The sequence below is a fragment of the Sphingobacterium sp. N143 genome, from assembly GCF_030325625.1.
GTDB lineage: Bacteria > Bacteroidota > Bacteroidia > Sphingobacteriales > Sphingobacteriaceae > Sphingobacterium.
Genome location: NZ_JACAIS010000002.1, coordinates 623,972 through 648,511, shown reverse-complemented (window position 1 = coordinate 648,511; position 24,540 = coordinate 623,972). Strand labels below are relative to the sequence as shown.

Sequence of the window (24,540 nt, the reverse complement as noted above, 5' to 3'; positions counted from 1 at the left end):
GCAATCGTTACCGGTCATTACCTATCGATCAAGTGAAAGATTTGGCGTCCAATCGTTGAACACACGTTGAAAATTAAGGATGTCAGCTTCTTGGTCCGTCAATTGATGACTCCATTTGACACGATTTTGTGACAAGGAACCTGGCCCTGTGTTTTTATATTCTGCAAAATATGCGGTTGTTTCATTGGGCTGTTTGCCCCAGTTGTGCCAACCTTCAGCCGCAATAAATGCTGGAAGATTGCACTGCATAAAGATTACCTTTGCATGAGGCCGCCAAGGACGGCCAAGGTAAAAAATCTTGGTTTTTTTATCTCCTATAATTTGACAACGGTTAAATATATATCCGAACTCATTATGTTTTGGCGTGGAGGCAGCAGTAATGTACCCGTTGTCCTTACAATGAAGTTGACAGTCTTCAAACCAGGCTGTAGCAGAACCAAATATATAATCGACTGTGCCCTCTATATAACATTGATAATATAATTGTCTTGTACCTTTTCCGTAGGTATACAAGGTGTCTTGGAATCCCAGGAAACGGCAGTTTATGAATAGACTACGGTCGCCAGCAATCCAGGCCGCCACGGCCTGCCCCACTGGACCGGAGCTATTTTCAAAAGCTAGATTGATAGCGGTGAAATCATCGCCGTAACCATAGAAACTGGCAGATCCTGATGTTCCCTTTTCTTCACCAAAACTATTTTTCTTCTGCGCATAGTCGTCATATCTCAGAATAGTGCTGAACTTATCTTCTCCGATCAAGGTGACATGTTGCTTGCTGCCAGGAAGGATAATCTTCTCCTGATAGATGCCATTTTTGATATAGATCTTCGTTTCTTTCTTTCGAAAATCGGGGACAGCATTAATTGCAGCCTGAATTGTTCTGAAGTCACCCGAGCCATCTTTTGCCACGACAAAATCATAACTTTTTACTGTTGAAGCAAAAAGAAAAAAAGGCAGTAAGCAAAAAGAAAGTATGATCGCTCGCATTCCAAAATGTTTAATTGGTCAATGAAATTACCAATATTAAAAGCTTCCTTAAAGAAAATCGGTCAAAATAAATGCGCAAACGTTATCGGTCACGTTTGCGCATTTATTTTTTACAGGCGTATTGCTTCTTCCGCACAGAATTGGCATAATCAGTTTTATTTTTTCAAATAAATGGTCTGCTCAATGGAAAGGTACATTCAATGACATTGTTTTTCGAAGGGAGACGTAATTAAATTGCATATAAAAAGCAATTTCTCTAAGTTTGTTTATCAAATTTCTTAACATGGACATCCAATCGCTATATCAGATTTATAAACAATACCCAAACATTACGACTGATACTCGCAAAATTGAGGAGAACAGTCTGTTTTTCGCTCTGAAAGGCACGAATTTTAATGGAAATGCTTTCGCTGACCAAGCACTGGAAATGGGAGCTAGCTATGTCGTCATTGATGAGGAGGTGTACCAAAAAGGTGAGCGGTATATTCTGGTAGATGATGTTCTGGATACCCTTCAAAAACTCGCAAATTATCACCGGAAACAGTTGAATATCCCTGTTGTTGGAGTTACAGGCACAAATGGGAAAACGACCACAAAAGAATTATTATATGCAGTTGTTTCGCAAAAGTACAATGCCTATGCAACTCAGGGGAATCTGAATAATCATATTGGTGTACCATTAACGCTGCTGGCCATAGATGATTCTGTTGAGTTTGCTATCATAGAAATGGGAGCCAATCATTTGGAAGAAATTGCCTTTCTGTGTGCAATTGCAGAGCCAACACATGGTTTGATTTCCAATGTAGGAAAGGCCCATTTAGAAGGTTTTGGTTCTTTTGAAGGAGTGAAAAAAACAAAGGGAGAGCTCTATGATTGGCTACAGGACCACGACGGGACATTATTTTTACAAGCTGATAATACGCACCTGAAAGAAATGGCCTCATCTCGTCAAATCAGTAAGGTTGTGACTTATGGTTTTTCTGACAGTAACGACATCAATGGGAAACTCTTGAAAGCAGACCCATTATTACAAATAGCCTGGAAGAACAAAGGTGAACAACAGGCCTACATTGTAAATACCCAATTGACGGGGTCTTATAATACAGAAAACTTTTTAGCAGCTATTGCGGTAGGGGTACATTTTAATGTCCCTGCGAAGGAAATAAACCAAGGGATTGAAGGCTATATTCCCACTAATAACCGGTCGCAGATTATGAAAACCAAAAATAATATAGTAATCTGTGATTATTATAATGCCAATGCGACGAGTATGGCGGCCGCTTTGGACAATATCCGTATTATAGAAGCGGAACAAAAAGCAATTATATTGGGGGACATGTTTGAATTGGGAGCAGAATCCTTTACAGAGCATCAGGGCGTTGTTGAGCAGGTAAAATCGATCAACGCAGAATGGAAAATCTTTGTTGGGAAGGCGTTTTACGAACATAAACACGCTGGTGCAGCTTTTTATGAAACCACTGTTGAGGCAAAAGAAGCATTGGGGGCAAATCGGATTGTCGGTGCGACAGTATTATTGAAAGCTTCGCGTGGAATGGCTTTTGAACATTTGGTAGAAATATTATAGTCTCAACATCTTATGTTATTTAGAGCGAACCTTCGTGTTTGACTTGCTTTGTTCATGTATGTCCGATAGGACAGTCCATATCATGGCGGGCGCAATGCTGTCATGCTTGAAAAACTAAGATTTAAGTCCGTTGGAGATCTCAGGTCGAGGACAAAATGGATCTTTCCGGCCAAATGAATAGTTTTGTCATGGAAGGATAAATAATATCAAAAATGTGCAAAATAATCCCTTTAAAAAAGGGAGCTCATTTGGAAAAATGTACCTTTGTGTCTTATAATGGATAAAAGACGTTTTTTCTTAGAAATCGCCTACTTCGGGCAGGCTTACCATGGTTGGCAGATTCAAAATAATGCGGTTTCAGTGCAAGAGGTTTTGAACAGGGCACTGGAGACCTTGTTAAGGGAGCCTATAGAAACTATCGGCGCAGGACGGACGGATACAGGTGTTCATGCTAAGCAATTGTATGCGCATTTTGATGCTGCTCCAGTGGGGATATTGGAAAAAGCGGATCGTTTTATCCACTCACTCAATGCATTGCTGCCTTTTGATGTTGCGGTAAAAAGATTGATTGAGGTGGAGGATGATGCCCATGCCCGGTTTGATGCGACCCATCGGTCGTATGAGTATCATCTTCATTTTCATAAAGACCCTTTCCTTTATCCTTATTCATGTTTTATGCGTGACCGCCCTGATGTAGACAAGATGAATGAAGCAGCAAAATTCTTATTGGGCAGGCAGGATTTCGAATGCTTTAGTAAATCTCATACACAGGTGTTTACAAATATTTGCGATATTCGTAGAGCTGAATGGGTCTGGCATACTGAACAACGCCTAGTTTTTCACATTACTGCTGATCGCTTTTTGCGCAATATGGTTCGTGCTATTGTAGGGACTTTATTGGAAATCGGATTGAAAGGCTTGCCGGTGACATATATACCAGAAGTCATCGCAAGTAAAAACCGGGGAAAAGCAGGAGTTTCTGTCCCGGCACATGGATTATATTTAACTGAGGTAGCATACCCTTATATACCAAATTAGCGTGAGTCAAGATAAAGTAACAGGTAAAACCTATGATATCAATTTGTTAAAACGGATGAGTCGCTATATGCGGCCCTATCATGTTGCGTTTTTGATATCGGTAGTCTTAACGATATTATTAGCCGCTGTGGCGCCAGCCTTGCCCATGCTTATTCAGCATACATTGGATAATTATATCCTTAATTTCGATACGAAAGGATTAACCTATATGTTGATTGCCATGCTGGCTTTGGTTATTGTGCAAACCCTGATACGTTATTACCATACCTTAATGACGAATACGCTTGGACAATCGGTTATTCGCGATATCCGGATCCAGGTCTTCAATCATATTGTTCAGTTGCGCCTTAAATATTTCGACCGTACAGCTTTAGGAAAGTTGATAACGCGGACAATCTCAGATTTAGAAACGCTTTCCAATATTTTTTCTGAAGGATTGATCCAGATCATTGGAGATTTACTGCAGTTGGTTGTCATATTAGTTGTCATGTTTTATTCAGACTGGAAACTGACGCTCATTGTTCTGATTCCTATGCCCTTGATGATTGCAGCAACCTATGTGTTTAAGGAAGCTATGAAATCGGCGTTTATAGATGTCAGAAAATGGGTTTCCAACTTGAATACCTTTCTCCAGGAGCATATTACCGGGGTGGGGATTATTCAATATTTTGCTCGAGAAGAGCAAGAGATCAATAAGTTTAAGGAAATCAATGCGCAGCATCGAAACGCACATATCCGCACAAACTGGTATTTCTCAATCTTTTTTCCTGTGCTGGAAATTATCATGGCAATTGCACTGGGGCTACTGGTCTGGTTTGGCGCCAAGCAGATCATGGCTGATGTGATTTCTCCAGGTGTTGTGGTAGCTTTTATCATGTACATCAATATGATCTTTAGGCCTATCCGGGAGCTTATCGACAAATTCAATACACTGCAGATGGGTATGGTTAGTGCTGAACGTATTTTTGAAGTTTTGGATACAGATGAAATGACACCTAATTCAGGGGAGCTGAAACCGGCCCAAATTAAAGGAGAAATTACATTTAAAAACGTTTGGTTCGCCTATAATGATGAGAGCTGGGTGCTGAAAGATGTTAATTTTAGTGTCAATCCCGGTGAAACGCTAGCTTTGGTGGGTGCAACGGGTGCCGGTAAATCATCCACTATAAATATCCTAAGCCGATTTTATGAAATAAATAAAGGTGAAATCTTGCTGGATGATGTGAATATCAAAGATTACGACCTGGATTATCTTAGAAATACGATCGCTACAGTATTGCAAGACGTGTTTCTTTTTTCGGATAGTGTGATTAATAATATTACCTTGGGGGATCCGTCCATTTCAAGAGAGCAGGTGATCGAAGCCGCGAAAGAGGTTGGTGCTCATGACTTTATTATGCGGCTTCCTGGAGGTTATGATTATGATGTTAAAGAGCGCGGAGCCACACTTTCTGCTGGTCAGGCACAATTGATTTCATTTATACGGGCGTTAGTGCATGATCCCCGAATTTTGATTTTGGACGAGGCGACTTCTTCAGTGGATACCGAAACTGAGGAAATGATTCAGCAGGCAATTGATAATCTGATGAAGGGGAGAACGTCCATTGTTATTGCCCATCGCTTGTCCACTATTCAGAAAGCGGACAAGATTATTGTACTAGACAAAGGGGAGATCAAGGAAATTGGAACGCATCAGGAACTCCTGTCTTTTGATGGTTACTACAAAAAACTGTACGACTTACAATTTCATTCTGCAGGGATTTGATAAATGTGCCATGCGCTTTTTTGAACATGATTGATCTAGCGACTAGATAATGCTTTCTTTGGCGATGGTTTCCTCGTCTTCAATTCGTGTGTTTGCCTTAATTTCTGAACCTCGGCCTACAAGTACATTTGAACCGATAGAGACATTTGGCCCAATATTAACAAAATCTTCAATGATGGTATTGCTTTCAATCACTGCCGACCCGGATATGATACAATGGTTGCCAATCTGTACATCGGGAGCTATCGTTGCTCCAGGAAGAATAATACTTCCTTCACCAATCTCGGCCCTCTTGGAGACATAGGCTCTGGGATGAATCAACGACTGAAAATTCCATTCAGGGTTTTCTGATACAATTCTTTCACGTAGCCCCGGGTTTTTGACTGCAACAAAAAAATCCTCAGTAGCATCTTTCATCTGATGGTGGAGTTGGACTTCATAATCAAATACATCTTCGATCAATAATGATTTATCAATAAGACCACCAATCTCGATGCCCAAATCTTCTGCAATGTCGACTGCAGTTTTAGCATGTGCAGTTGCGCCGTATATATATAACATGTATTCACTTTTTTTGCAAAGATAGTGCTTTCTGAAAAGAACTTTAATAGGCAATTTCCATCTGTTTTTATATCGGGTCCTAATTGATGAGCGAATGGACTAGATAATGTGATCTGTACAGGTTACAGTATTTTGGAGATGATTTCAATTAAACTGAGCTATAAGCATGTGCGAAAGTTGCAACAAAATGATGCTTTCGATTGTTCTAATTTCTAAATAGAAAGAAAGCTTATTATATTTGTTGATATACAAACATTAAAATATGATTCAACGTATCCAAACTGTTTATTTGTTAGTGGCAGGATTAATTATATTCGGCTTGTTTTTATTCCCTTATGTAAATTATAGTGATTTAGTTGGTTTGGGAAAGAATGTTAAGGTGACAGGTATTTATGGTGTTGCCGCTGGACAGCCAGTTCACGAAGGTGGGTTTGGTTATATCTTACAGACTATAGTGACCGTTCTTTTGGGAGCACTTCCCATATTTACGATATTCAAATTTAAGCAACGCAAGATACAGATTTTGCTTATTTGGGTAGAAATCATAGCTATTATCTTCTTTGCCCTTTGGCTTTATTCTTCGGCAAGTACACATCTTTCTACTGTTAACCAATTCTTGGGGACAGGTAATATTGGTGTTGGCTTCTTTTTGTTACCGATATCAATTATATTTTGTGCCTTGGCATTAGGCGGTGTAAGGCGCGATGATAAATTGATTCGGTCTGCCGACCGGTTGCGGGCATAACTTAGCATCATTAATTTTCAACATAAAAGCCACCATATGGGGGCTTTTTAACTAAAATAATCTATGAGTAGAATTTTTCGTTGTTCCATCATTTTGATCCTTCTATGTTTTGCTTGGGGGACTCTTCAGGCGCAATCTGCGGATTCATTGCTGGTGGTAGATGATATTCAGTTTGATGTAAAGGACTTTCATGTGGATGAAAGTACAAGTGAGTTGGTAATTAACCTATTCGCAATCTCATATAGCAGGGTGCCGCGTGAATTTAAGATGAACACATTTTCGACGCAGATTTTAGACCAGAAAGAGCAGTCGCATTTCTTCTCCTCAATCCGTATGGGGAATGTTCTGATAGCATTTGACGATAAGCAAAATTATCTGCATTATCTTTTGGAGGAGGATCGGCCGGTGGACATTCAGATCATTGTGAAGGATTGGAAAAAGTCGGATGAGCCGGCAAATGTAAAGCTTGTTTTTGAAAGTAGTGAGGAAGAGGGGAAATTCTTGGATGTGCCAATTGTTTTGAAGAAATAACTGTCAAATAACTGCGATAGCAAAAAAGCGCTATAACCACTCGGTTATAGCGCTTTTTCTTTATTGAAGAGCCGATTTGTTTATCGGTTATATCTGATCTGCTGTTTGTCCAGCATGCCCATCTGATCTTTCATCATTTTGATCTGATCTGCTAATAACTTGTTTTTATCAGCTTTTTTAGCTTCTTGTAGTAATTTTTCAGCTTCCCGCTTATTTCGTTTTGCCATGGCGACCCCAGCGAGACTTAATTTCGCCAAAGCAATGTTGTGATCCATGTGTAGCCCAAGTGCCAAAGCTTTCTTAAAATATTTTTCAGATTGCATTGGAGCCCGTTGGGATTCAATTAATCCAATCAACATATTATAATAACCATGTTGTTGTGGAATTAACTGTTTTTCATAATTTGTGATTTTCCTTAACCATTTTTCGGCTGTGGCCATATTCTGTTTGCGCATATACCATTGCGCAATAAGCATGTATTCATGAAAGAAAACAGTGACAAAGCCTAAAATAGTGATCAAGATGCCTAAAATTCCCCATCCCCAGTTCCCTGTCCAAAATAAAGCTACTGTCCCAATCAGCAATGCACTGCAAATAATGATTCTAACGAGATTTGACATAAATCTTTGTTTAAAAAATATTCGTGTTCAATTTAATTCTGCAAATATCCATTAATTTCATCGGTTAAGCAACTTGTTAAAGTGGTTATTTTGTAAAATTATGTTTTCCATTTGGAAAGGCGCCTTCTGGCTGATGGAAATGAGTCGTCTTGATCACATTTGATAAAGTGCTTATGAATAGATACAACCTCTTAAATTTGTCATTGCATGCAACTTTATCTAAGTTTGGTCTATGGAAAAGTTATACGATGATTCATGGGCTCCAGTGTTTAAACCTTTATTCAGTCAGCCCTATATGAAACAATTATCTGCCTTTGTTCAGGAAGAGCGTCGGCGGACAAAGGTTTTCCCTCCTGCGCCGCTGGTGATGAATGCGTTTAGGTTGACGCCTTTACCCCAGGTTAAGGTCGTTATTTTGGGACAGGACCCCTATCATAACGATGGTCAGGCACATGGATTGTCTTTTTCAGTCCCAGACGGAGTCGCTTTGCCCCCATCGCTAAAAAACATTTTCAAAGAGCTGGAGGAGGATATAGCAGGCTTTGTGGAACCTCGGTCAGGTGATTTGACCTCTTGGGCTAAACAAGGTGTATTATTACTTAATGCGACGCTGACCGTACAGGCGCATTTAGCAGGCTCTCATCAAAAAAAAGGCTGGGAAGTTTTTACCGATAGTATTATACACGCCATTTCTGAGCGATGTGAACATGTTGTTTTTCTATTATGGGGAAGTTATGCGCAGAAGAAAAGTATTTTAATTGATGCACGTAAACATCTTATTTTGAAGTCTGTACATCCATCGCCTCTTTCAGTATATCGGGGCTTCTTTGGCAGTAAGCATTTTTCAAAGGCAAACAAATATTTGGTAGAGCATGGTAAGACGCCCATTGATTGGCATTTGCCTTAGGCATATTGATCTCTAGTGGAAGATCTTGTTTCGCCCAACATGAGGACGCGAATATGCTCAAAGCGGACTATCCTTCCATTTTGCTGAAGATGGCTAAATAAAAGGTGACTATCGTAACTGATTTGATAAGGAATATTGAAATCGATTGGTTCAAGGGCCTTTCCGAGCACACTATATTCAAGTTCTCCCTTTATGGTAAAGCGATGAAAAACAGCTTGGTTGCTTCCGACAGGTTCAATATGAAACCAGGCGCCTTCGCCCACACCGCCCAAATACTGGGCTTCGGTTGGGATGGTTCGGGGTTTGTCTTTTTGTATCATTCCACCAATTGTGATATCTTCCGGTAAGGTACTTGCGAGCTTTTGTTTGAGATTGGCACTTAGTTTTTCGAATAAGAACATTAAGGATGAAAATCTACACATTTTTAGAGTACGTAGACCCTCCGCCTCAGAGTATTTATAGATAAGACGATCTGAAGAAGAATTGACGATATTGCTCATCGGGCTGGCTTTGATCGTTTCAGGAAAATTGATGGGGTGCCAGAAATGAAACCGCTCTGTGGTCTGGATGAGAAGTCTTGTAATAAATCGAGAGCAGTTATTGTTGTTCCTGGCCACTGCTCCATAGGGGTATGATCCGCGTAACACCCATGCGTCCGCAAATGCTTTTGCGGAACGGAAATCAATGTTTTGTACGACCGAGAAATAAAGGTCTCCGAATCCTTGCATGGCCTCCTTCATTTTTTCAAAATGAAGGACAATTTCTAATAAGTTTAGAATACAGTTCCCTTCGATCTTTGCTTTGAAGTCAATGGTAAGCTTGGGGTCTGAATCTTTTGAACGGGCCCTCCCATATCCACGAGGTGAAATATAGCGGCCAAAATCATAAAAATGTAGACTGCCGCTGTCTCGTTCGATCAAAACAATACCTGTATGGCCAACTTTAAAGTTGAGGTTCTTGACAAGGCCTATTTTTTTGAAAAACATCATCCATGCTTCATCGCCACGGATTGTTGCATCGGGCCAGGCAAGAATCATCGCAAAATCATGGTATCGGGATGATGTTTTCATAAGCGGTTTTGTTTAATATTCCAAAGGAATGATAGGTTCCTTTTTGCTGGTTGACATAATCATCATTGTTTGAAATGTTTTTACAAATGGAATCTTTGCAATCTTTTCCATGATGACTCCTTCATAGGCTTTAATATCTTTTACATAAACTTTCAGCATAAAGTCACAGTTTCCAGTGACATGGTGGCATTCAGTTACTTCAGGGATCATTTTTACTGCCGCTACAAATTCTGGTATTGCATTATGTGTATGGAAATCCAACGAAATCTGTATGAAGGATTTGATGCCTAATCCTAACTTTTCTTCATCCACAAAAGCATGATAACTTTTAATAAATCCCGAGTTTTCCAGTTTTCTGACACGCTCTAAAGTTGGGGCTGGTGAAAGTCCAATACTGGAAGCCAGTTGTAAATTGGTAATACGACCATTCTCTTGTAATAACTTGAGAATTTTTAAATCAGTTTTGTCCGGTGCAAATGGCATATCTTAAGTCTTAATAATCAATAGTATTTGTAAATATACAAAATTATATTTGGAATTTTATAAATATACAAAATTATTGACGATAAATTGATTTTGATTATTATTTACAGTTTTACTTATAGATATTATTTATGCAAAATCATTTGACTGTCATAATCGTTTGAAATGTGTGCATTTTGATTAAATAGAGTGATAAATGTCATTTTTTTATTAAAAATAGCATTGTATAGGTGTATAAAATACTGTTTTATTGGCTTTGAAATCGTAACTTTGCAGTTCGATAGTTGCGGAGGAAGAACCTCCCAAATTAGTTAAACCGTGAGAGCGCAATATGAGTACTAAAGACGACGATTTGTTAAAAGAGCTGGAGCTCGAAGAATATAAATACGGGTTCACGACGGATATCGAAATGGAAATTGCAGCCAAAGGCCTTACAGAGGAAACGGTTCGTTTTATTTCGGCAAAAAAAAATGAACCTGAGTGGCTATTGGAATGGAGATTGAAAGCGTTTCGTCATTTTTTGACGTTGAAGATGCCTACATGGCAAAATTTCAAAGCCCCCGATATTGATTTTCAGGATATATCCTACTATGCCGCGCCTAAGGCCAAACCACAGCTCAATTCAATGGATGAGGTTGATCCGGAATTGGTCGCCACTTTTGAAAAACTGGGTATCCCGCTGGATGAGCAAAAGATTCTGGCCGGTGTAGTTGCTGTTGATGCTGTGTTTGACTCAGTATCTGTGAAAACAACTTTTCGTGAGAAACTGAAAGAACAAGGTGTTATCTTTTGTTCGTTTGGGGAGGCTGTACAAGAGCATCCAGATTTAGTAAAGAAATATTTAGGAACAGTAGTTCCGCAGACAGATAATATCTACGCGGCATTAAACTCTGCAGTTTTTTCTGATGGCTCATTTGTTTATGTGCCTAAAGGAGTGAAATGTCCTATGGAACTTTCTACGTACTTCCGAATTAATGCACAGAATACAGGTCAGTTTGAGCGCACATTAATTGTTGCGGATGAAGGTGCTTATGTCTCCTACCTAGAAGGCTGTACTGCACCTATGCGGGATGAGAATCAGCTGCATGCTGCTGTTGTTGAACTGATTGCTGAAAGAGATGCGGAGATTAAATATTCCACAGTACAGAATTGGTACCCGGGTGATAAGGATGGCAAAGGTGGTATCTATAATTTTGTCACAAAACGAGGTATCTGTAAAGGTGATAATAGCAAGATTTCCTGGACTCAGGTGGAAACCGGTTCTGCAATTACATGGAAATACCCTGGCGTCATCCTAAAAGGAGACAATTCCGTTGGTGAGTTTTATTCAGTAGCAATGACCCGTAATTATCAGGTTGCTGATACAGGTACGAAGATGATTCACTTGGGTAAGAACACGAAGTCCAAAATTGTGTCTAAGGGTATTTCTGCAGGGAAAAGTCATAATAGCTACCGTGGATTGGTGAAGATAGGGCCAAATGCTGATAATTCAAGAAACTTTACCCAATGCGACTCATTGCTTATAGGGGATAGATGTGGAGCTCATACCTTCCCATATATCGAAAACCGAAATAAAACAGCAAAATTGGAACACGAAGCTACTACATCAAAAATTGGTGAAGATCAAGTGTTTTATCTTAATCAACGTGGTATAGATTCTGAAAAAGCGGTCGGATTGATCGTTAACGGTTATGCCAAAGAGGTATTAAATCAGCTGCCAATGGAGTTTGCTGTAGAGGCACAAAAATTATTGGCAATTTCATTAGAAGGTTCAGTAGGATAGATATAAAATAATTGAGTATGCTCGATGAATATCAAGAAGCTCAATACTCACAATACGAATAAAATGTTAAGCATTAAAAATTTACATGCGTCTGTAGAAGACAAACAAATATTAAAAGGATTAAACCTAGAGGTAAAAGCAGGAGAGATTCATGCAATTATGGGACCCAATGGAGCTGGGAAAAGTACTTTGGGTAATGTATTAGCAGGTCGTGAATCATACGAGGTTAGTGAAGGAACTGCCTTGTTGGACGGCGTTGACTTATTGGATCTTTCACCAGAGGATCGTGCACGTGAAGGGCTGTTCTTAGCTTTTCAATATCCGGTGGAGATTCCTGGCGTATCAAATATCAATTTTCTGAAAACTGCGGTAAATGATATCCGTGAATATAAAGGCTTGCCTCCGATGGAAGCGAAAGAGTTTTTGCAGATGGTAAAAGATAAACAAAAACTGGTTGAGTTTTCTGCTAATTTAGCTAACCGTTCTTTGAATGAGGGATTTTCAGGCGGCGAAAAAAAACGTAATGAGATTTTTCAACTTGCGATGCTAAACCCCAAATTATCGATTTTGGATGAAACAGATTCAGGATTGGATATTGATGCTCTTCGTATAGTTGCCAATGGAGTAAATCAATTGCGTTCCAAAGATAATGCCTTTATTGTAATTACGCACTACCAACGTTTATTGGATTATATCGTTCCTGATTTCGTTCACGTATTGTACAATGGTCGTATCGTGAAATCCGGACCTAAGGAATTAGCCTTAGAGTTAGAAGAAAAAGGTTACGATTGGTTAAAAGAATATGATACACAAAACGCCTAACTTTTTACATCGGTAAAATAGGATTAGAAGAGAAAATAGGCGATTTGATTAAAAAATAACATGAGTACATTAGTTTCAGAATCATTACTTCAACAAGTGTTGGGAGCTTTCAGAGAACAAGGGGGGGCAAATGAGCCATCTTTTTTTGCTGAGGCCCGCCAACGCGCATTCGAGCGTTTCGAAAGTGCAGGCTTTCCCACAGTTAAGAATGAAGAATGGAAATATACAAACATCCACAGTATTACCAGTAAGCCTTATGCCCTTGATGTAGATGTGGATATTGAAGACCTGGATTTTAGTGCAGGAGAAATACCAAATTTGGATGCTTATCGCATTATTCTCGTGAACGGTCAGTATGTATTGGCGGTAAGTGAGTTGGAAAAAGTAAAAGGGCTTGCTGTCATCCCGATGGATGACGCTGTCGCAGAACCAGCTTTTCAGGCACATTTTGCGAAATATGCAGATAAATCCGAGAATATTATGGTGGCTCTTAATACTGCAGCCTTTACGAATGGCGTATTCATCCATTTGGAAGCGGGAGCGGTACTTGATAAGCCGATACAGATTATCCACGTGGCGACTGGTAAGGAAGATTTTTTTGCACAAACACGTAACCTGATTATTGTCGAGCCAAATGCAGAACTTGAGCTTATTGAAAGTTTCATTACAGCTGAAGGTGCTGCAAGCAATGTTCACAATAAGGTTTCGGAAATTGTTGTCAAGGAGAATGCTAAAGTTCAACATTATTACCTTCAAGTAGCAGAGTCTGCAAGCCGTTACTTTAACCATACAGAGGTATACCAGGAAAAATATAGTCTTTATAATAATTATAACTGTAATTTTCCAGGGGCTTCGTTTATCCGAAACAATATCAATGTACGTCTGGATGCGGAGAATGTAGAGAGCCATTTATATGGTATCAACCTGACTGCTGGAGATCAATTGGTCGATAATCACACAATAGTAGATCATCTTAAACCACATTGTGAATCTTACGAATGGTACAAAAATATTACACAGGATAAATCTACCGCTGTTTTTAACGGAAAGATTTTTGTTCGTGAAGATGCCCAAAAGACCAATGCATTTCAACAGAACAATAATATGTTGATGTCAGATAATTCAGCAGTATATACAAAACCACAATTGGAGATCTTTGCAGATGATGTCAAATGTTCGCATGGATGTACCATAGGCCAATTTGACAACGAGGCATTGTTTTATTTAAGGGCTAGGGGAATAGGCGAGGAATCGGCACGGATTCTTCTGGTGCATGCTTTTGCTTTTGATGTAACCACCCGTTTTTCAAATGAAGTTGTTCGGAAGTACGTGGAAGAATTGGTAGAGGAAAGCTTAAGAACAAATTAAAAATAACTTATATCGTATATAAAGAGCGCCTATCGGTCAGATAGGCGCTCTTTTTTGCTTTTTTCTGTGGGAGATCGGTTACGTCATATCTTATGCGTATTTATTGATGGTCTTATCGATCTTTTTCTTACTTTTGTACTGCTATGTACACGTCTTTATATACAACTTACGCTTATAAACCTTGGGTTTTATAGCCCATTTGCGTTTCACTATTTCTAGGAGGATCTGTTTTTACTGCAATCAGAAGTACTATCCTACTTTGTTTTGAGTTGATTCAGATTATTTTATTAACGCTGTATTTTAATGTGTTGGTTAGTCTCAACTATACACATGTTGTATTTTTTAGTTAAATTTTTATGGAAAAAAATAACTGGTTTCGTACCTATTGTTATATATGGATAGGGCAATTTGTCTCCCTATTGTCTAGTTCAGCTGTCAATTTCTCCATCATGATATGGTTAAGTTTGACACATAAATCTGCTGAAGTACTGGCTTTTGCCGCTATAGCAGGACTATTGCCACAGGCGATTATAGGACCATTTGCGGGCGTTTTTATCGACCGGTGGGATAGGAAGAAAGTGATGATTTTTGCTGACGGCTTTATTGCTCTGTGCACGCTTGCAATGACCTTTGTATTAAAAAGTGATGGTACCAATATGTTTCTCATTTACCTGCTGATGGCTTGTCGATCAATTGGATCAGCATTTCATTCACCTGCAATGCAGGCGATAGCCCCGCTTTTGGTTCCTGAAGATAAATTATTACGCGTATCGGGTATTAATCAGATGTTGCAATCAGTGAGCAATATTGCAGGACCTGCATTGGGGACCCTGGCTATTAGCTATTTTTCTATTGCACAGGTTTTGTATCTGGATGTGCTAGGTGCCGCAGTCGCAATCACATCCTTGTTTTTTGTGACTATCCCTCATCTGGCTCAGTCCGGTTCCAAATCTTCCATCTCCGCTGTTCTGGATGATCTTAAACAAGGAATGAATGCTATATATCATAATAAAGGGTTAAGGATGTTGTTCTTGTATGCCATGATAGCGACATGCTGTATTATGCCGGTAGCAATTATGTTCCCGTTATTGACTATAGGACATTATGGTGGCGATAAATGGGAGATGAGCATTATTGAGATTATTTGGGGAGTGGGGATGTTAGTAGGTGGGAGCCTTCTTGGGCTTGTTAATGTATCGGTGTCCAAAGTTGTACTGGTCAATTGTATGCATATGGTGTTGGGTGTTACTTTTGCCATATCAGGGTGGTTTCCTTCACACTGGTTTATCCCTTTTGTTGTTCTTACCGGATTAGGAGGAATGTCGATGTCTATTTTTTCAGCCTCATTTATGACAATTATTCAGGAGCAAGTCCCTACGGAAATGCTCGGGCGTGTATTTTCACTTTATTTTAGTATAGCAATTTTGCCAAGTATGATAGGATTACTGTTTACAGGTTTTATTGCCGATGCAATTGGTGTCGCGACAGCATTTGTTATTGCAGGGCTTATTGTGGTATTGGTGGGGGCATTGTCTTTTTTTAATCCCTCAATTATGGGACTAGCTCCAAAGAAACCTTAATATGCAATGAGCATAAATAAAAAAGCTTCCAAAATCTTGGAAGCTTTTTTATTTGGAGCGAAAGACGAGATTCGAACTCGCGACCCCAACCTTGGCAAGGTTGTGCTCTACCAACTGAGCTACTTTCGCGTTGATGCTACAAAAGTAAGGCATTTCCCGTTATTCTGCAAGAGAAAAAACAAAAAATCTTAACTTAAATCAATTGCATCGACACAATTTATTCCGTCAATTGCGGCGGAGATAATACCGCCAGCATAGCCGGCTCCTTCTCCACATGGGTAAAGTCCTTTTACCTGAGGGTGTTGTAGATTTTCCTTATTTCTTGGGATGCGTATGGGGGATGATGTTCTGGATTCTACACCGACCAGAATAGCTTCATTGGTATAATAACCTTTCATCTTTTTCCCAAATATGGGAAGTGCGCCGCGCAATGCTTGATGAACAAAATCCGGTAAGACCTGAGTGAGGTCGGCCGACCTTGTACCTGGCTTGTACGAGTTGTCGGGGAGATCCATAGATATGCGACCCTCAACAAAATCAACCATGCGTTGTGCTGGAGCGACAAGCTTACCTCCGCCGGCAATGAAAGCTTGTTGTTCAATCTCTTTTTGAAAATTGAGCAGGGCAAAAGGATCTTTTAGCGCGTTTGGGACATCTTCTAGGTTGATTTGAATAACTGTACCTGAATTAGCATGCGGATTATTGCGTTTGGAAGGGGACCAGCCATTTACAACAATCTCATCCTGACCTGTGGCGCAAGGGGCAATGACTCCTCCAGGACACATACAAAACGAAAATACCCCACGATCATTCACTTGTTCAACCAAGCTATAATAAGCAGGAGGCAAATGTTCGTGCCTGATCTGGCAATGATATTGTGCTTGATCAATTATTGCCTGAGGATGTTCGATGCGAACACCTAAAGCAAAGGCTTTCGCCTCGAGCAGCCAGTTGTTGCGATGGAACAACTCGAACATATCCCTTGCAGAATGTCCTGTCGCCACAATAACATGATCAGCTTTGATTTCTTCTCCATTGGCCAATTTGACTCCACGGACTTGCCCAAAGGACGTTAAAATATCATCCACGCGCTGGTCAAAAAGAAATTCACCACCAAATTCCAGTACGCTTTCACGCATGGCTTCAATAATATGGGGTAATTTATTGGTGCCAATATGCGGGCGTGCGTTGACTAAAATGTCAGTTGTTGCTCCATGAGATACAAAGAGTTTGAGCACTTTATCTACGTCACCTCTTTTATTGGAGCGGGTATATAGTTTTCCATCAGAATATGTTCCTGCACCACCTTCACCAAAACAATAGTTGGACTCTGGATTTACGATCCCCTCCCGGTTCAGCTTTGCCAAATCACGTCTTCGATCCTGTACTTTTTTCCCTCTTTCGATAACGATGGGTTTAAGCCCACGCTCAATACAACGAATTGCCGCAAATAGGCCTGCTGGGCCAGCGCCAACGATGATGACAGGTTTTGCCATTTGGACGGATTGAAAATGATTCTCATAAATATCAGGCAGTGGAAGTTCATCAATGTAGTATATGACACGGGCTCTGTAAACAACCTGTTTACTGCGAGCATCAATAGAACGTTTACGAATTTTAAAGCCTTTGACTTGCTGAGGTTTCAGTCGTAAAGTCTTTATACCCTGTTGTAGAATATATTGTTTGTCCTCGATCCTTTCTGGAGGGATCGCAATTTCAATTTCTTTTTGCATACGATCAAAGGGCTGGGTTTTTATCCCAAAACCAGAACAAAGTTAAGGAATATTGGGTATTTGCAGATTTGGAAATAAAAATATTCTTATCTTAGTGAGAGCTTGGTATATGCTTTGATAGTATAACTATAGATAATTTGAATAGTATTTAATTCTTTGAACAATGAAAATGAAAAGATTTTTGGTGGCCCTGTGTGGTTTTTTTGCATTAGTATCATTAAACTCATGTGGTTACAATACGATGGTCTCACAAGATGAGAACGTTAAAGGAAAATGGGCTCAGGTTGAAAATGCCTACCAACGCCGGGCAGATTTAGTGCCGAATTTGGTCAACACGGTAAAAGGTGCCGCAAAACATGAAGAAAGCACCCTAACTGCAGTTGTTGAAGCAAGAGCTAAGGCTACATCGGTTACCATTAATGCTGATGATTTATCTGAAGAAAATATCGCCAAATTTCAGAAAGTGCAGGATGAATTCAGTGGTTCATTGAGCCGCCTTTTAGCTTCAGTTGAAGCATATCCTGATTTGAAAGCAAATCAAAACTTTTTGGAATTACAAGCGCAATTGGAAGGAACAGAAAACCGTATTTCCACTGAACGCAGATCATATAATGAAGCCGTACAACAATATAATACAACTGTCCGTAGTTTTCCTAATAACCTAATGGCGGGTATGTTTGGATTTAAAGCAAAAGGCACATTTACTGCGGCACCAGGTTCAGACAAAGCACCAACGGTATCATTCTAATTAATCTTCTTTTTAGATGTGAATGAAATGATGGATGATGCGGCTTGCGTATTGAGCCCGTCATCCATTTTTTATATAAACTGTTTTAAATGTTCAGCGTCGTCTTGATAGATTCATGCGCAATCGGGAAACGTTTGACATAAATATGGATATATTATGGCTTTAAATGCAGAGGAACAAGAGAAAGTAGTTCATGCCATAAATTTGGCAGAAGGTGAAACTTCGGGAGAAATCCGGGTCGTGATTGAAAATCATTGTCCAGAAGAAGTACAAGATCGAGCAACCCATTATTTTTCAAAATTGGGGATGCATAGGACGGCCTTGAAAAATGGGGTTCTGATTTATGTCGCCCTAGAAGACCACAAATTTTCTATCATTGGAGACAAAGGAATCCACGAAAGAGTTGAAAGCGATTTTTGGAACTGCACGAAGGATGTTATGGTAGAGGAATTCAGAGGAAATCACATCGTTGAGGGGCTAATCAAGGGCATAGAACATGCCGGCAAACAATTGGCAAAGTTTTTCCCTCGTGAACACGACGATATCAATGAACTTCCCAATGATATTGTTTTTGGAGACCGTTAGACATCCTCATTTAATAGCAAATTAATACAGATGAAATTTATATCGAAATTATTTTTTTTGATGCGGGTCCCGGTTATGGCCCTGTTACTTTGGGTACTTTCCATTCCTATGGCCGTTGGACAAGATTTTCCGGAGCCCCCTAATCGCCTTGTGAATGACTATACGAATACACTGACAGCCAGTCAAAAGCAAATGTTGGAGCAAAAACTTCTGGCTTTTGAAGATTCGACATCTACTCAGATTGCTGTTGTTATGATGACTTCTACTGGTGGCTATGATATTTCAGATTATGCTGTTCGTTTGGCAAAAAAATGGGGAGTTGGTAATCAAAAATATAATAACGGTATTTTACTTTTAGCCGCTTTGGGAGACCGCGCAGTCACGATCCAAACGGGTTATGGTATCGAAGGGGCAGTGCCTGATGCTATTGCCTATCGTATTATTGAGAAGGATATTAAACCTGCTTTTCGTCAGGGCGATTATTATAGTGGTGTTGACAAAGCAACGAATTCTTTGATTTCCTATGCAAAAGGTGAATATAAAGCTGATCCGAAACAGCCAAAAGGTAGTGGATCAGGCTCTGTCTTGTTTGTGATCATTGTTGTGATATTCCTGATCGTGTTATTTTCCAATCGTGGAGGTGGAGGAAAAGGCGGTGGCCGCGTGATGAATGGACGGGGATCATCAGATATATTTTGGTGGACACTGCTCAATGGCCTTGGAGGTGGCAATCGTGGAGGCGGTGGCTTTGGTGGTGGCTCAGGTGGTGGCTTTGGAGGATTTGGTGGGGGAGACTTTGGTGGAGGAGGAGCTTCCGGACGCTGGTAGCATTTTGCTAAATAATGTTAAATAGCGTGTTTGTGCAAAGGAAATGTTTTACATTTATGAGAAGTATATAATTATGAAAAAGGGAATATTAATGGGTTTAAGCTTTTTACCAGCCTTATTAATGGCGCAAGAAAGCTTCACGGTAGCTGGAAAAGTAAATGCTTCTTCCGATAAAGCCAAAGTGTTTATGCAATATGCTACAAATGGAACACGTCAGACAGACTCTGCAACTGTAGTAAAAGGAGAATTTAAATTTAATGGTGAGGTTGCAGCTCCTACAAAAGGCATAATGATCTACTCTCCAGAGGGATTATCTTTTGCAGAGTTAAGAAATAGTCAAAAACAACCTGAAACAGCTCAGTTGTATTTGTCCAAAGGCGTGATCAAAGTAGATGCATCCAAAGGATTTAAAGATGCGACAATTACTGGTACAACGATTAATGAAGATTTTACACAATATAAGGCTTTTGTAAAACCTTATGCAGATGAATTTGAAGCATTAAATCAACAGTATTATGCGGCGTCAGAGGCGCAAAAGCAAGATCCAAAATTTATCGAAGGTTTACAAAAGCAAGCTGGAGAGATTTCTGAGCGAATGGGTAAAGCCGATGCTGAGTTTATCAATAAAAACCCAAAAAGCTGGTATACCCTGGATTTGCTTTCGGAAAATGTAAGTGGAGAAAACGTAAATGAATATGTTACTTCTTTTGAGAAGCTGTCTCCTGAACTGAAGAATTCCGAAAAGGGAAAAGAACTGGCAGAGCGTATTCAGAAATTAAAAGCGGTTGCTATCGGTTCAATTGCTCCGGATTTTACATTGCCAGATACTACTGGTAAAAATATTTCATTGTCTTCCTTGAGAGGAAAATATGTATTGTTGGATTTTTGGGCGAGCTGGTGCGGCCCTTGTCGTCATGAGAATCCGAATGTTGTTGCCGCATTCAATAAATACAAAGAAAAGGGATTTACTGTCTTTGGAGTGTCGCTGGATAACCCAGGCAAAAAAGACGCATGGATGAAGGCAATTCATGATGATAACTTGCAACAATGGCCACATGTGTCTGACCTGCAAGGCTGGAAATCTGCTCCGGTAAAATTATATGAGGTCCGTGGAATTCCGCAAAATTTTCTGATTGATCCATCTGGCAAAATCGTTGCTTCAAATTTAAGAGGAGAGGCTTTAGAAGCGAAATTAGCCGAATTGTTAAAATAATTGACTGTATAAAGCCGAATTTGCTGATTAGGTGAGAGACAGTACCGCCGATCTGGGAGCGCTTCTAGATCGGCGTTTTTAGTTTCGGCTTAGGTAACTTATCTTTGTCGGTGAGGTCCTTATAATTTTTAGTACGAAGATCTACGCAGATCCACTGCCGGATAGTAATCGGCTTAACACAAATTTTATAAATGAAGAATAAACTGACCTTAATCATCTTCCTGGTAATCATGACTGCGGCATGTAGGTCAAATCAGGATAAAGGTATTCCCGTGGTCAACCTTGAAGCATTGAGCTCAATTCCACTGGACCATTCTATTGAACAGTTAGCTAAAGGGAATGAATTTATAGATGTTACTCTACCCCCTAATGCACGCATAGATGAGCTATCACAGCAGGAGTTGGGATTATTGAAGGCAGCTGCTTATCGCTTTTATCATCATGTTCACCTAGAAGGAAACCAATATCAAGTTGATATTAAAGACCCAAAATCGCTGCACATATCCGAACAGGTAATTAGCGCCTATGAGCAGGCAATCAGCAGCACAAATCATTTTGCCGATTCTATGGCCAAAGCAGGGCAGGCTATTCAATTACCTGTTGTGTCTCAAGATTATTTAAACCGTTTATTGAAATAGCCTTGGTGGTAAGGTAGTCAAAAAAAAACCGAGTGTATATGCTACACTCGGTTTTTTTTAATGGCCCCTCAGTACGTTGAACCACTGATTACTCTTTATAGGGAAAGTATTTCAATAATCCGTAACAGATCTTCATTGAGCTTTACATGATGTTTAATTGCACTTTTAAATGGAGTGAATTTTACTTCGCTACAGATCAATCCTGCCATTTCGCCCCTGCGGCCCTCAATTAAGGCTTCTACAGCAGCAACGCCTAGTCTGCTGGCTAAGACACGGTCCATACAGGTCGGACTTCCACCGCGCTGGATATGGCCTAGAATGGATAGCCTTACATCATAATGGGGGAAATTTTCCTTTATTTTTTCAGAAACCACCATTCCGCCTTCTTTATCGCCTTCAGCAACAATAATAATTCGGGAGGATTTGTTCTTACGGGTCATATCCAGCCTTTTCATGATAGCATCATAGTCTACTTCAAATTCTGGGACCAGCACCGCTTCAGCACCAGTACTAATTCCTGAGCGGACAGCTATAAGCCCTGAATCCCGCCCCATCACTTCAATGACAAAAAGTCGATCATGAGATTCTGCCGTATCACGGATCTTATCCACTGCCTGAATAACTGTATTGATTGCTGTATCGTAGCCAATGGTAAAGTCTGTCCCTGCCAAATCATTGTCTATTGTTCCAGGAAGACCGATTATTGGGAAATCAAATTCTTCAATAAATTTAGATGCACCAGTGAATGTTCCGTCTCCACCGATAACGACCATTGCATCAATACCATGGCTGCGTAAATTGTCATAGGCTTGTTGACGGCCCTCAACAGTTTTGAAAGCCTCACTGCGAGCGGTTTTTAAAATGGTACCACCACGTTGTATAATATTAGCTACGGATTTAGCATCCATGGGGATAATTTCACCGTTAACCAGGCCATCGTATCCCCTGCGTACACCAAATACTTCAAGATTGTTATAGATTCCCGCCCTTACAACTGCACGGATACCAGCATTCATTCCCGGAGCATCGCCTCCAGATGTTAAAACAGCAATTTTTTTAATGTTACTCATACGTACCCAAACTTAGCTAAATTTGTGTTTATATACAATTATATTGAGATGAATATAACACAAATTTTGGAATCCCATCGTTGTGTTTTTTAGATTTAAGATTTGTCTGAAATCCAGAATACTGTTTATTTATTTGCTTTAAATGCATCTATTCCACTTTGTAAAAAAGCTTTATATTCTGCAATATTATAATTGGCACCCGTTTGAGGAACCAGTACCTTTCCAGAAGCATCCACAATGACATATAAAGGTTGAGAATTACTGTTAAAGGCTGAGGCTTGAAAATCACTATTCTTTTTGCCTATTGTTTTAATTTTCTTACCGCTATATTTAGAAACAAATTGTTCGTTTTCAGGTAGCTCTGTTTTGTCATCTACAAATAACTCTGCCATAACAAATTCTTCTTTCAATAATTTTGCTACAGCAGGATCAGTCCAGACATTTGCTTCCATCTGCCGACAATTCACACAATTCCATCCTGTAAAATCTATTAATACAGGTTTATTTAATTCCTTAGCAGCTTCTAGGGCTTGATCATAATCATAGTATGGATCAAATCCTTTTGGTGTGCCACGTTCATGAAATATCTCTGCGTATTTTTTGATTTTACCATCACTTTGAACCGCTGTGCTTGCGGATATGCCAGCAGAAAGGTCAAAATCTTGTGTGGCAGAAGGTGGCAAGAATGCGGAAATTGATTTCAAAGGGGCTCCCCATAACCCTGGGACCATGTATATAACAAAGGAGAATACTATGATCGCAAGAATGGTCCTAGGTACGGATAGAAATTTTAAATCACTGTCATGTGAAAACTTGATTTTCCCAATTAAGTATAAGCCCATCAATCCGAAAATGGCGATCCATAACGATAAGAATACTTCTCGGTCTAACCAATTCCAGTGATAAGCCAAATCTACATTGGATAGAAACTTTAAGGCTAGGGCGAGTTCTAGAAAACCAAGGACTACTTTGACGGAGTTTAGCCATCCACCTGATTTTGGTAAGGACTTAAGCATGGAGGGAAACATTGCAAACAAACCAAAAGGAATGGCCAGTGCAATAGAAAATCCAAGCATACCGATCGCCGGCCCCAAACGCTCGCCTTTTGAGGCAGCCTCAACCAATAAAGTGCCAATAATAGGCCCTGTACAAGAGAACGATACGAGCGAAAGGCTGAATGCCATGAAGAAAAGGCCTACAAGCCCCCCCTTGTCTGATTTAGCATCCATTTTATTGACAAATGAGCTTGGCAGAGTGATTTCAAAAGCACCGAAAAATGAAGCAGCAAAAACCACTAATAATAGAAAGAATAGAAAATTGAATATCCCATTGGTTGATAAAGCATTGAGCGCATCTGATCCAAAAGCAATCGTAATAATCATTCCCAAAGCAACGTAGATCACAATTATGAAAAGGCCATAAAGTAAAGCTTTGCTAATGCCGTTTGCACGGCTGCCCGATTGCTTTGTAAAATAGCTGACTGTCAATGGAAGCATAGGGAATATACAAGGCATTAATAATGCGGCAAAACCACCTACCAATCCTGCTATGAAGATACTCCAAAGAGACTTTTTCCCAGCGTCCGAATGATCAGAGGTACTATTTATTGTCGCCTGATCCAATTTGCTGCTATCCTGACCTATGGATGTGTCTGGGGCTTCGGAAAAGGTCAGATCGTCAGGGATAGGTTCAATTTCAGCAGCAGTGGAAGTATCAGGTGATGATTCAAATTGAAGGCCTTCCGTACTGGTTAAACTATCTTGTCCATACAGAGAAGTAGTTGGTGTTAAGGAAAGACCAAGAAAAGCAATTACGAGTAGAATAAAGGTATTTTTTAACATGCGTATATATTTCTGATGTTAGTTTCAAAAATAAAAAAA

At 39.8% G+C, this 24,540-nt stretch carries 23 protein-coding genes and 1 tRNA gene; 15 read left to right on the top strand and 9 right to left on the bottom strand.

Annotated features, from left to right (window positions below):
* Positions 1–21: 21 nt before the first annotated feature.
* A complete protein-coding gene (locus HX021_RS06265; RefSeq protein ID WP_286589271.1) occupies positions 22–987 on the bottom strand; it encodes a pectinesterase family protein in 966 nt (321 codons plus the stop codon).
* 283 nt (positions 988–1,270) lie between these two features.
* Here HX021_RS06265 and HX021_RS06260 point away from each other — a divergent pair, with 283 nt between their 5' ends.
* The 3 genes from HX021_RS06260 (at position 1,271) to HX021_RS06250 (ending at position 5,375) form a co-directional block, all read left to right on the top strand.
* Positions 1,271–2,572: a UDP-N-acetylmuramoyl-tripeptide--D-alanyl-D-alanine ligase gene (locus HX021_RS06260; protein WP_286589270.1), complete on the top strand. Its 1,302-nt coding sequence runs from the start codon at positions 1,271–1,273 to the stop codon at positions 2,570–2,572.
* 276 nt (positions 2,573–2,848) lie between these two features.
* Entirely contained in the window at positions 2,849–3,610 is a 762-nt protein-coding gene (gene truA, locus HX021_RS06255; protein ID WP_286589269.1) for a tRNA pseudouridine(38-40) synthase TruA, read from the top strand.
* 1 nt (position 3,611) lies between these two features.
* Positions 3,612–5,375, top strand: a complete 1,764-nt coding sequence (locus tag HX021_RS06250) for an ABC transporter ATP-binding protein (RefSeq protein WP_286589268.1) — start codon at positions 3,612–3,614, stop codon at positions 5,373–5,375.
* Between the two features lie 42 nt (positions 5,376–5,417).
* Here the strand turns inward: HX021_RS06250 and HX021_RS06245 are convergent, their stop codons facing one another.
* On the bottom strand, positions 5,418–5,936 hold the full coding sequence (locus HX021_RS06245; protein WP_286589267.1) for a PglD-related sugar-binding protein: 519 nt from the start codon (positions 5,934–5,936) through the stop codon (positions 5,418–5,420).
* Positions 5,937–6,198: 262 nt separating this feature from the next.
* On the opposite strand from HX021_RS06245, the gene HX021_RS06240 reads away from it, so the two are divergent.
* Together HX021_RS06240 and HX021_RS06235 are read left to right on the top strand one after the other, a co-directional pair.
* Complete coding sequence (locus HX021_RS06240) at positions 6,199–6,681, top strand: DUF4293 domain-containing protein (RefSeq protein WP_286589266.1); 483 nt, start codon at positions 6,199–6,201, stop codon at positions 6,679–6,681.
* Between the two features lie 63 nt (positions 6,682–6,744).
* The gene (locus HX021_RS06235) at positions 6,745–7,212 is read left to right on the top strand and encodes a hypothetical protein (RefSeq protein ID WP_286589265.1); all 468 of its coding nucleotides are present in this window, start codon (positions 6,745–6,747) and stop codon (positions 7,210–7,212) included.
* A gap of 80 nt (positions 7,213–7,292) precedes the next feature.
* Here the strand turns inward: HX021_RS06235 and HX021_RS06230 are convergent, their stop codons facing one another.
* Positions 7,293–7,832 carry a tetratricopeptide repeat protein gene (locus HX021_RS06230; protein WP_286589264.1) on the bottom strand — a complete coding sequence of 180 codons (540 nt, stop codon included), beginning with the start codon at positions 7,830–7,832 and terminating at the stop codon, positions 7,293–7,295.
* A gap of 232 nt (positions 7,833–8,064) precedes the next feature.
* Between HX021_RS06230 and ung the strand changes: the two genes are divergently transcribed.
* Entirely contained in the window at positions 8,065–8,739 is a 675-nt protein-coding gene (gene ung, locus HX021_RS06225; RefSeq protein WP_286589263.1) for a uracil-DNA glycosylase, read from the top strand.
* Here the strand turns inward: ung and HX021_RS06220 are convergent.
* Together HX021_RS06220 and HX021_RS06215 are read right to left on the bottom strand one after the other, a co-directional pair.
* On the bottom strand, positions 8,736–9,809 hold the full coding sequence (locus HX021_RS06220) for a DUF6695 family protein (RefSeq protein ID WP_286589262.1): 1,074 nt from the start codon (positions 9,807–9,809) through the stop codon (positions 8,736–8,738). The genes ung and HX021_RS06220 overlap by 4 nt on opposite strands.
* 12 nt (positions 9,810–9,821) lie before the next feature.
* Positions 9,822–10,292 carry an Lrp/AsnC family transcriptional regulator gene (locus HX021_RS06215; protein WP_286589261.1) on the bottom strand — a complete coding sequence of 157 codons (471 nt, stop codon included), beginning with the start codon at positions 10,290–10,292 and terminating at the stop codon, positions 9,822–9,824.
* 331 nt (positions 10,293–10,623) lie between these two features.
* On the opposite strand from HX021_RS06215, the gene sufB reads away from it, so the two are divergent.
* From sufB to HX021_RS06195, 4 genes are all read left to right on the top strand, one after another.
* Positions 10,624–12,075 (top strand): Fe-S cluster assembly protein SufB, encoded by a 1,452-nt coding sequence (gene sufB / locus HX021_RS06210; protein ID WP_286589260.1) that lies wholly within the window; start codon positions 10,624–10,626, stop codon positions 12,073–12,075.
* Positions 12,076–12,099: 24 nt separating this feature from the next.
* Positions 12,100–12,897, top strand: coding sequence for a Fe-S cluster assembly ATPase SufC (gene sufC, locus HX021_RS06205; RefSeq protein WP_502958994.1), 798 nt, complete (start codon positions 12,100–12,102; stop codon positions 12,895–12,897).
* Positions 12,898–12,957: 60 nt separating this feature from the next.
* Positions 12,958–14,265: a Fe-S cluster assembly protein SufD gene (gene sufD, locus HX021_RS06200; protein WP_286589259.1), complete on the top strand. Its 1,308-nt coding sequence runs from the start codon at positions 12,958–12,960 to the stop codon at positions 14,263–14,265.
* 356 nt (positions 14,266–14,621) lie between these two features.
* Entirely contained in the window at positions 14,622–15,845 is a 1,224-nt protein-coding gene (locus HX021_RS06195; protein ID WP_286589258.1) for an MFS transporter, read from the top strand.
* A 53-nt stretch (positions 15,846–15,898) separates the two neighbouring features.
* Here the strand turns inward: HX021_RS06195 and HX021_RS06190 are convergent.
* Positions 15,899–15,974 (bottom strand) — tRNA-Gly (locus HX021_RS06190).
* A 59-nt stretch (positions 15,975–16,033) separates the two neighbouring features.
* The gene (locus HX021_RS06185) at positions 16,034–17,578 is read right to left on the bottom strand and encodes an NAD(P)/FAD-dependent oxidoreductase (RefSeq protein WP_286589257.1); all 1,545 of its coding nucleotides are present in this window, start codon (positions 17,576–17,578) and stop codon (positions 16,034–16,036) included.
* 169 nt (positions 17,579–17,747) lie between these two features.
* Between HX021_RS06185 and HX021_RS06180 the strand changes: the two genes are divergently transcribed.
* The 5 genes from HX021_RS06180 (at position 17,748) to HX021_RS06160 (ending at position 21,590) form a co-directional block, all read left to right on the top strand.
* Positions 17,748–18,326 (top strand): LemA family protein, encoded by a 579-nt coding sequence (locus HX021_RS06180; protein ID WP_286589321.1) that lies wholly within the window; start codon positions 17,748–17,750, stop codon positions 18,324–18,326.
* A 156-nt stretch (positions 18,327–18,482) separates the two neighbouring features.
* Positions 18,483–18,911 carry a TPM domain-containing protein gene (locus tag HX021_RS06175; RefSeq protein ID WP_353621020.1) on the top strand — a complete coding sequence of 143 codons (429 nt, stop codon included), beginning with the start codon at positions 18,483–18,485 and terminating at the stop codon, positions 18,909–18,911.
* Positions 18,912–18,971: 60 nt separating this feature from the next.
* Positions 18,972–19,739 (top strand): TPM domain-containing protein, encoded by a 768-nt coding sequence (locus HX021_RS06170; protein WP_286589319.1) that lies wholly within the window; start codon positions 18,972–18,974, stop codon positions 19,737–19,739.
* A gap of 73 nt (positions 19,740–19,812) precedes the next feature.
* Complete coding sequence (locus HX021_RS06165; protein ID WP_286589256.1) at positions 19,813–20,952, top strand: TlpA disulfide reductase family protein; 1,140 nt, start codon at positions 19,813–19,815, stop codon at positions 20,950–20,952.
* A 191-nt stretch (positions 20,953–21,143) separates the two neighbouring features.
* Positions 21,144–21,590 carry a hypothetical protein gene (locus HX021_RS06160; protein WP_286589255.1) on the top strand — a complete coding sequence of 149 codons (447 nt, stop codon included), beginning with the start codon at positions 21,144–21,146 and terminating at the stop codon, positions 21,588–21,590.
* Between the two features lie 95 nt (positions 21,591–21,685).
* On the opposite strand, the gene pfkA is transcribed toward HX021_RS06160, so the two are convergent.
* Together pfkA and HX021_RS06150 are read right to left on the bottom strand one after the other, a co-directional pair.
* Positions 21,686–22,660, bottom strand: a complete 975-nt coding sequence (pfkA, locus tag HX021_RS06155; protein ID WP_286589254.1) for a 6-phosphofructokinase — start codon at positions 22,658–22,660, stop codon at positions 21,686–21,688.
* Positions 22,661–22,785: 125 nt separating this feature from the next.
* Positions 22,786–24,501 carry a protein-disulfide reductase DsbD family protein gene (locus tag HX021_RS06150; protein ID WP_286589253.1) on the bottom strand — a complete coding sequence of 572 codons (1,716 nt, stop codon included), beginning with the start codon at positions 24,499–24,501 and terminating at the stop codon, positions 22,786–22,788.
* Positions 24,502–24,540 lie beyond the last annotated feature (39 nt).

Bases quoted from the DNA above. Each gene is read 5' to 3' on its own strand.
- HX021_RS06265 (WP_286589271.1), bottom strand. From the start codon at position 987: ATGCGAGCGATCATACTTTCTTTTTGCTTACTGCCTTTTTTTCTTTTT.
- HX021_RS06260 (WP_286589270.1), top strand. From the start codon at position 1,271: ATGGACATCCAATCGCTATATCAGATTTATAAACAATACCCAAACATT.
- truA (WP_286589269.1), top strand. From the start codon at position 2,849: ATGGATAAAAGACGTTTTTTCTTAGAAATCGCCTACTTCGGGCAGGCT.
- HX021_RS06245 (WP_286589267.1), bottom strand. From the start codon at position 5,936: ATGTTATATATATACGGCGCAACTGCACATGCTAAAACTGCAGTCGAC.
- HX021_RS06240 (WP_286589266.1), top strand. From the start codon at position 6,199: ATGATTCAACGTATCCAAACTGTTTATTTGTTAGTGGCAGGATTAATT.
- HX021_RS06235 (WP_286589265.1), top strand. From the start codon at position 6,745: ATGAGTAGAATTTTTCGTTGTTCCATCATTTTGATCCTTCTATGTTTT.
- HX021_RS06230 (WP_286589264.1), bottom strand. From the start codon at position 7,832: ATGTCAAATCTCGTTAGAATCATTATTTGCAGTGCATTGCTGATTGGG.
- ung (WP_286589263.1), top strand. From the start codon at position 8,065: ATGGAAAAGTTATACGATGATTCATGGGCTCCAGTGTTTAAACCTTTA.
- HX021_RS06220 (WP_286589262.1), bottom strand. From the start codon at position 9,809: ATGAAAACATCATCCCGATACCATGATTTTGCGATGATTCTTGCCTGG.
- HX021_RS06215 (WP_286589261.1), bottom strand. From the start codon at position 10,292: ATGCCATTTGCACCGGACAAAACTGATTTAAAAATTCTCAAGTTATTA.
- sufB (WP_286589260.1), top strand. From the start codon at position 10,624: ATGAGTACTAAAGACGACGATTTGTTAAAAGAGCTGGAGCTCGAAGAA.
- sufC (WP_502958994.1), top strand. From the start codon at position 12,100: ATGAATATCAAGAAGCTCAATACTCACAATACGAATAAAATGTTAAGC.
- sufD (WP_286589259.1), top strand. From the start codon at position 12,958: ATGAGTACATTAGTTTCAGAATCATTACTTCAACAAGTGTTGGGAGCT.
- HX021_RS06195 (WP_286589258.1), top strand. From the start codon at position 14,622: ATGGAAAAAAATAACTGGTTTCGTACCTATTGTTATATATGGATAGGG.
- HX021_RS06185 (WP_286589257.1), bottom strand. From the start codon at position 17,578: ATGCAAAAAGAAATTGAAATTGCGATCCCTCCAGAAAGGATCGAGGAC.
- HX021_RS06180 (WP_286589321.1), top strand. From the start codon at position 17,748: ATGAAAAGATTTTTGGTGGCCCTGTGTGGTTTTTTTGCATTAGTATCA.
- HX021_RS06175 (WP_353621020.1), top strand. From the start codon at position 18,483: ATGGCTTTAAATGCAGAGGAACAAGAGAAAGTAGTTCATGCCATAAAT.
- HX021_RS06170 (WP_286589319.1), top strand. From the start codon at position 18,972: ATGCGGGTCCCGGTTATGGCCCTGTTACTTTGGGTACTTTCCATTCCT.
- HX021_RS06165 (WP_286589256.1), top strand. From the start codon at position 19,813: ATGAAAAAGGGAATATTAATGGGTTTAAGCTTTTTACCAGCCTTATTA.
- HX021_RS06160 (WP_286589255.1), top strand. From the start codon at position 21,144: ATGAAGAATAAACTGACCTTAATCATCTTCCTGGTAATCATGACTGCG.
- pfkA (WP_286589254.1), bottom strand. From the start codon at position 22,660: ATGAGTAACATTAAAAAAATTGCTGTTTTAACATCTGGAGGCGATGCT.
- HX021_RS06150 (WP_286589253.1), bottom strand. From the start codon at position 24,501: ATGTTAAAAAATACCTTTATTCTACTCGTAATTGCTTTTCTTGGTCTT.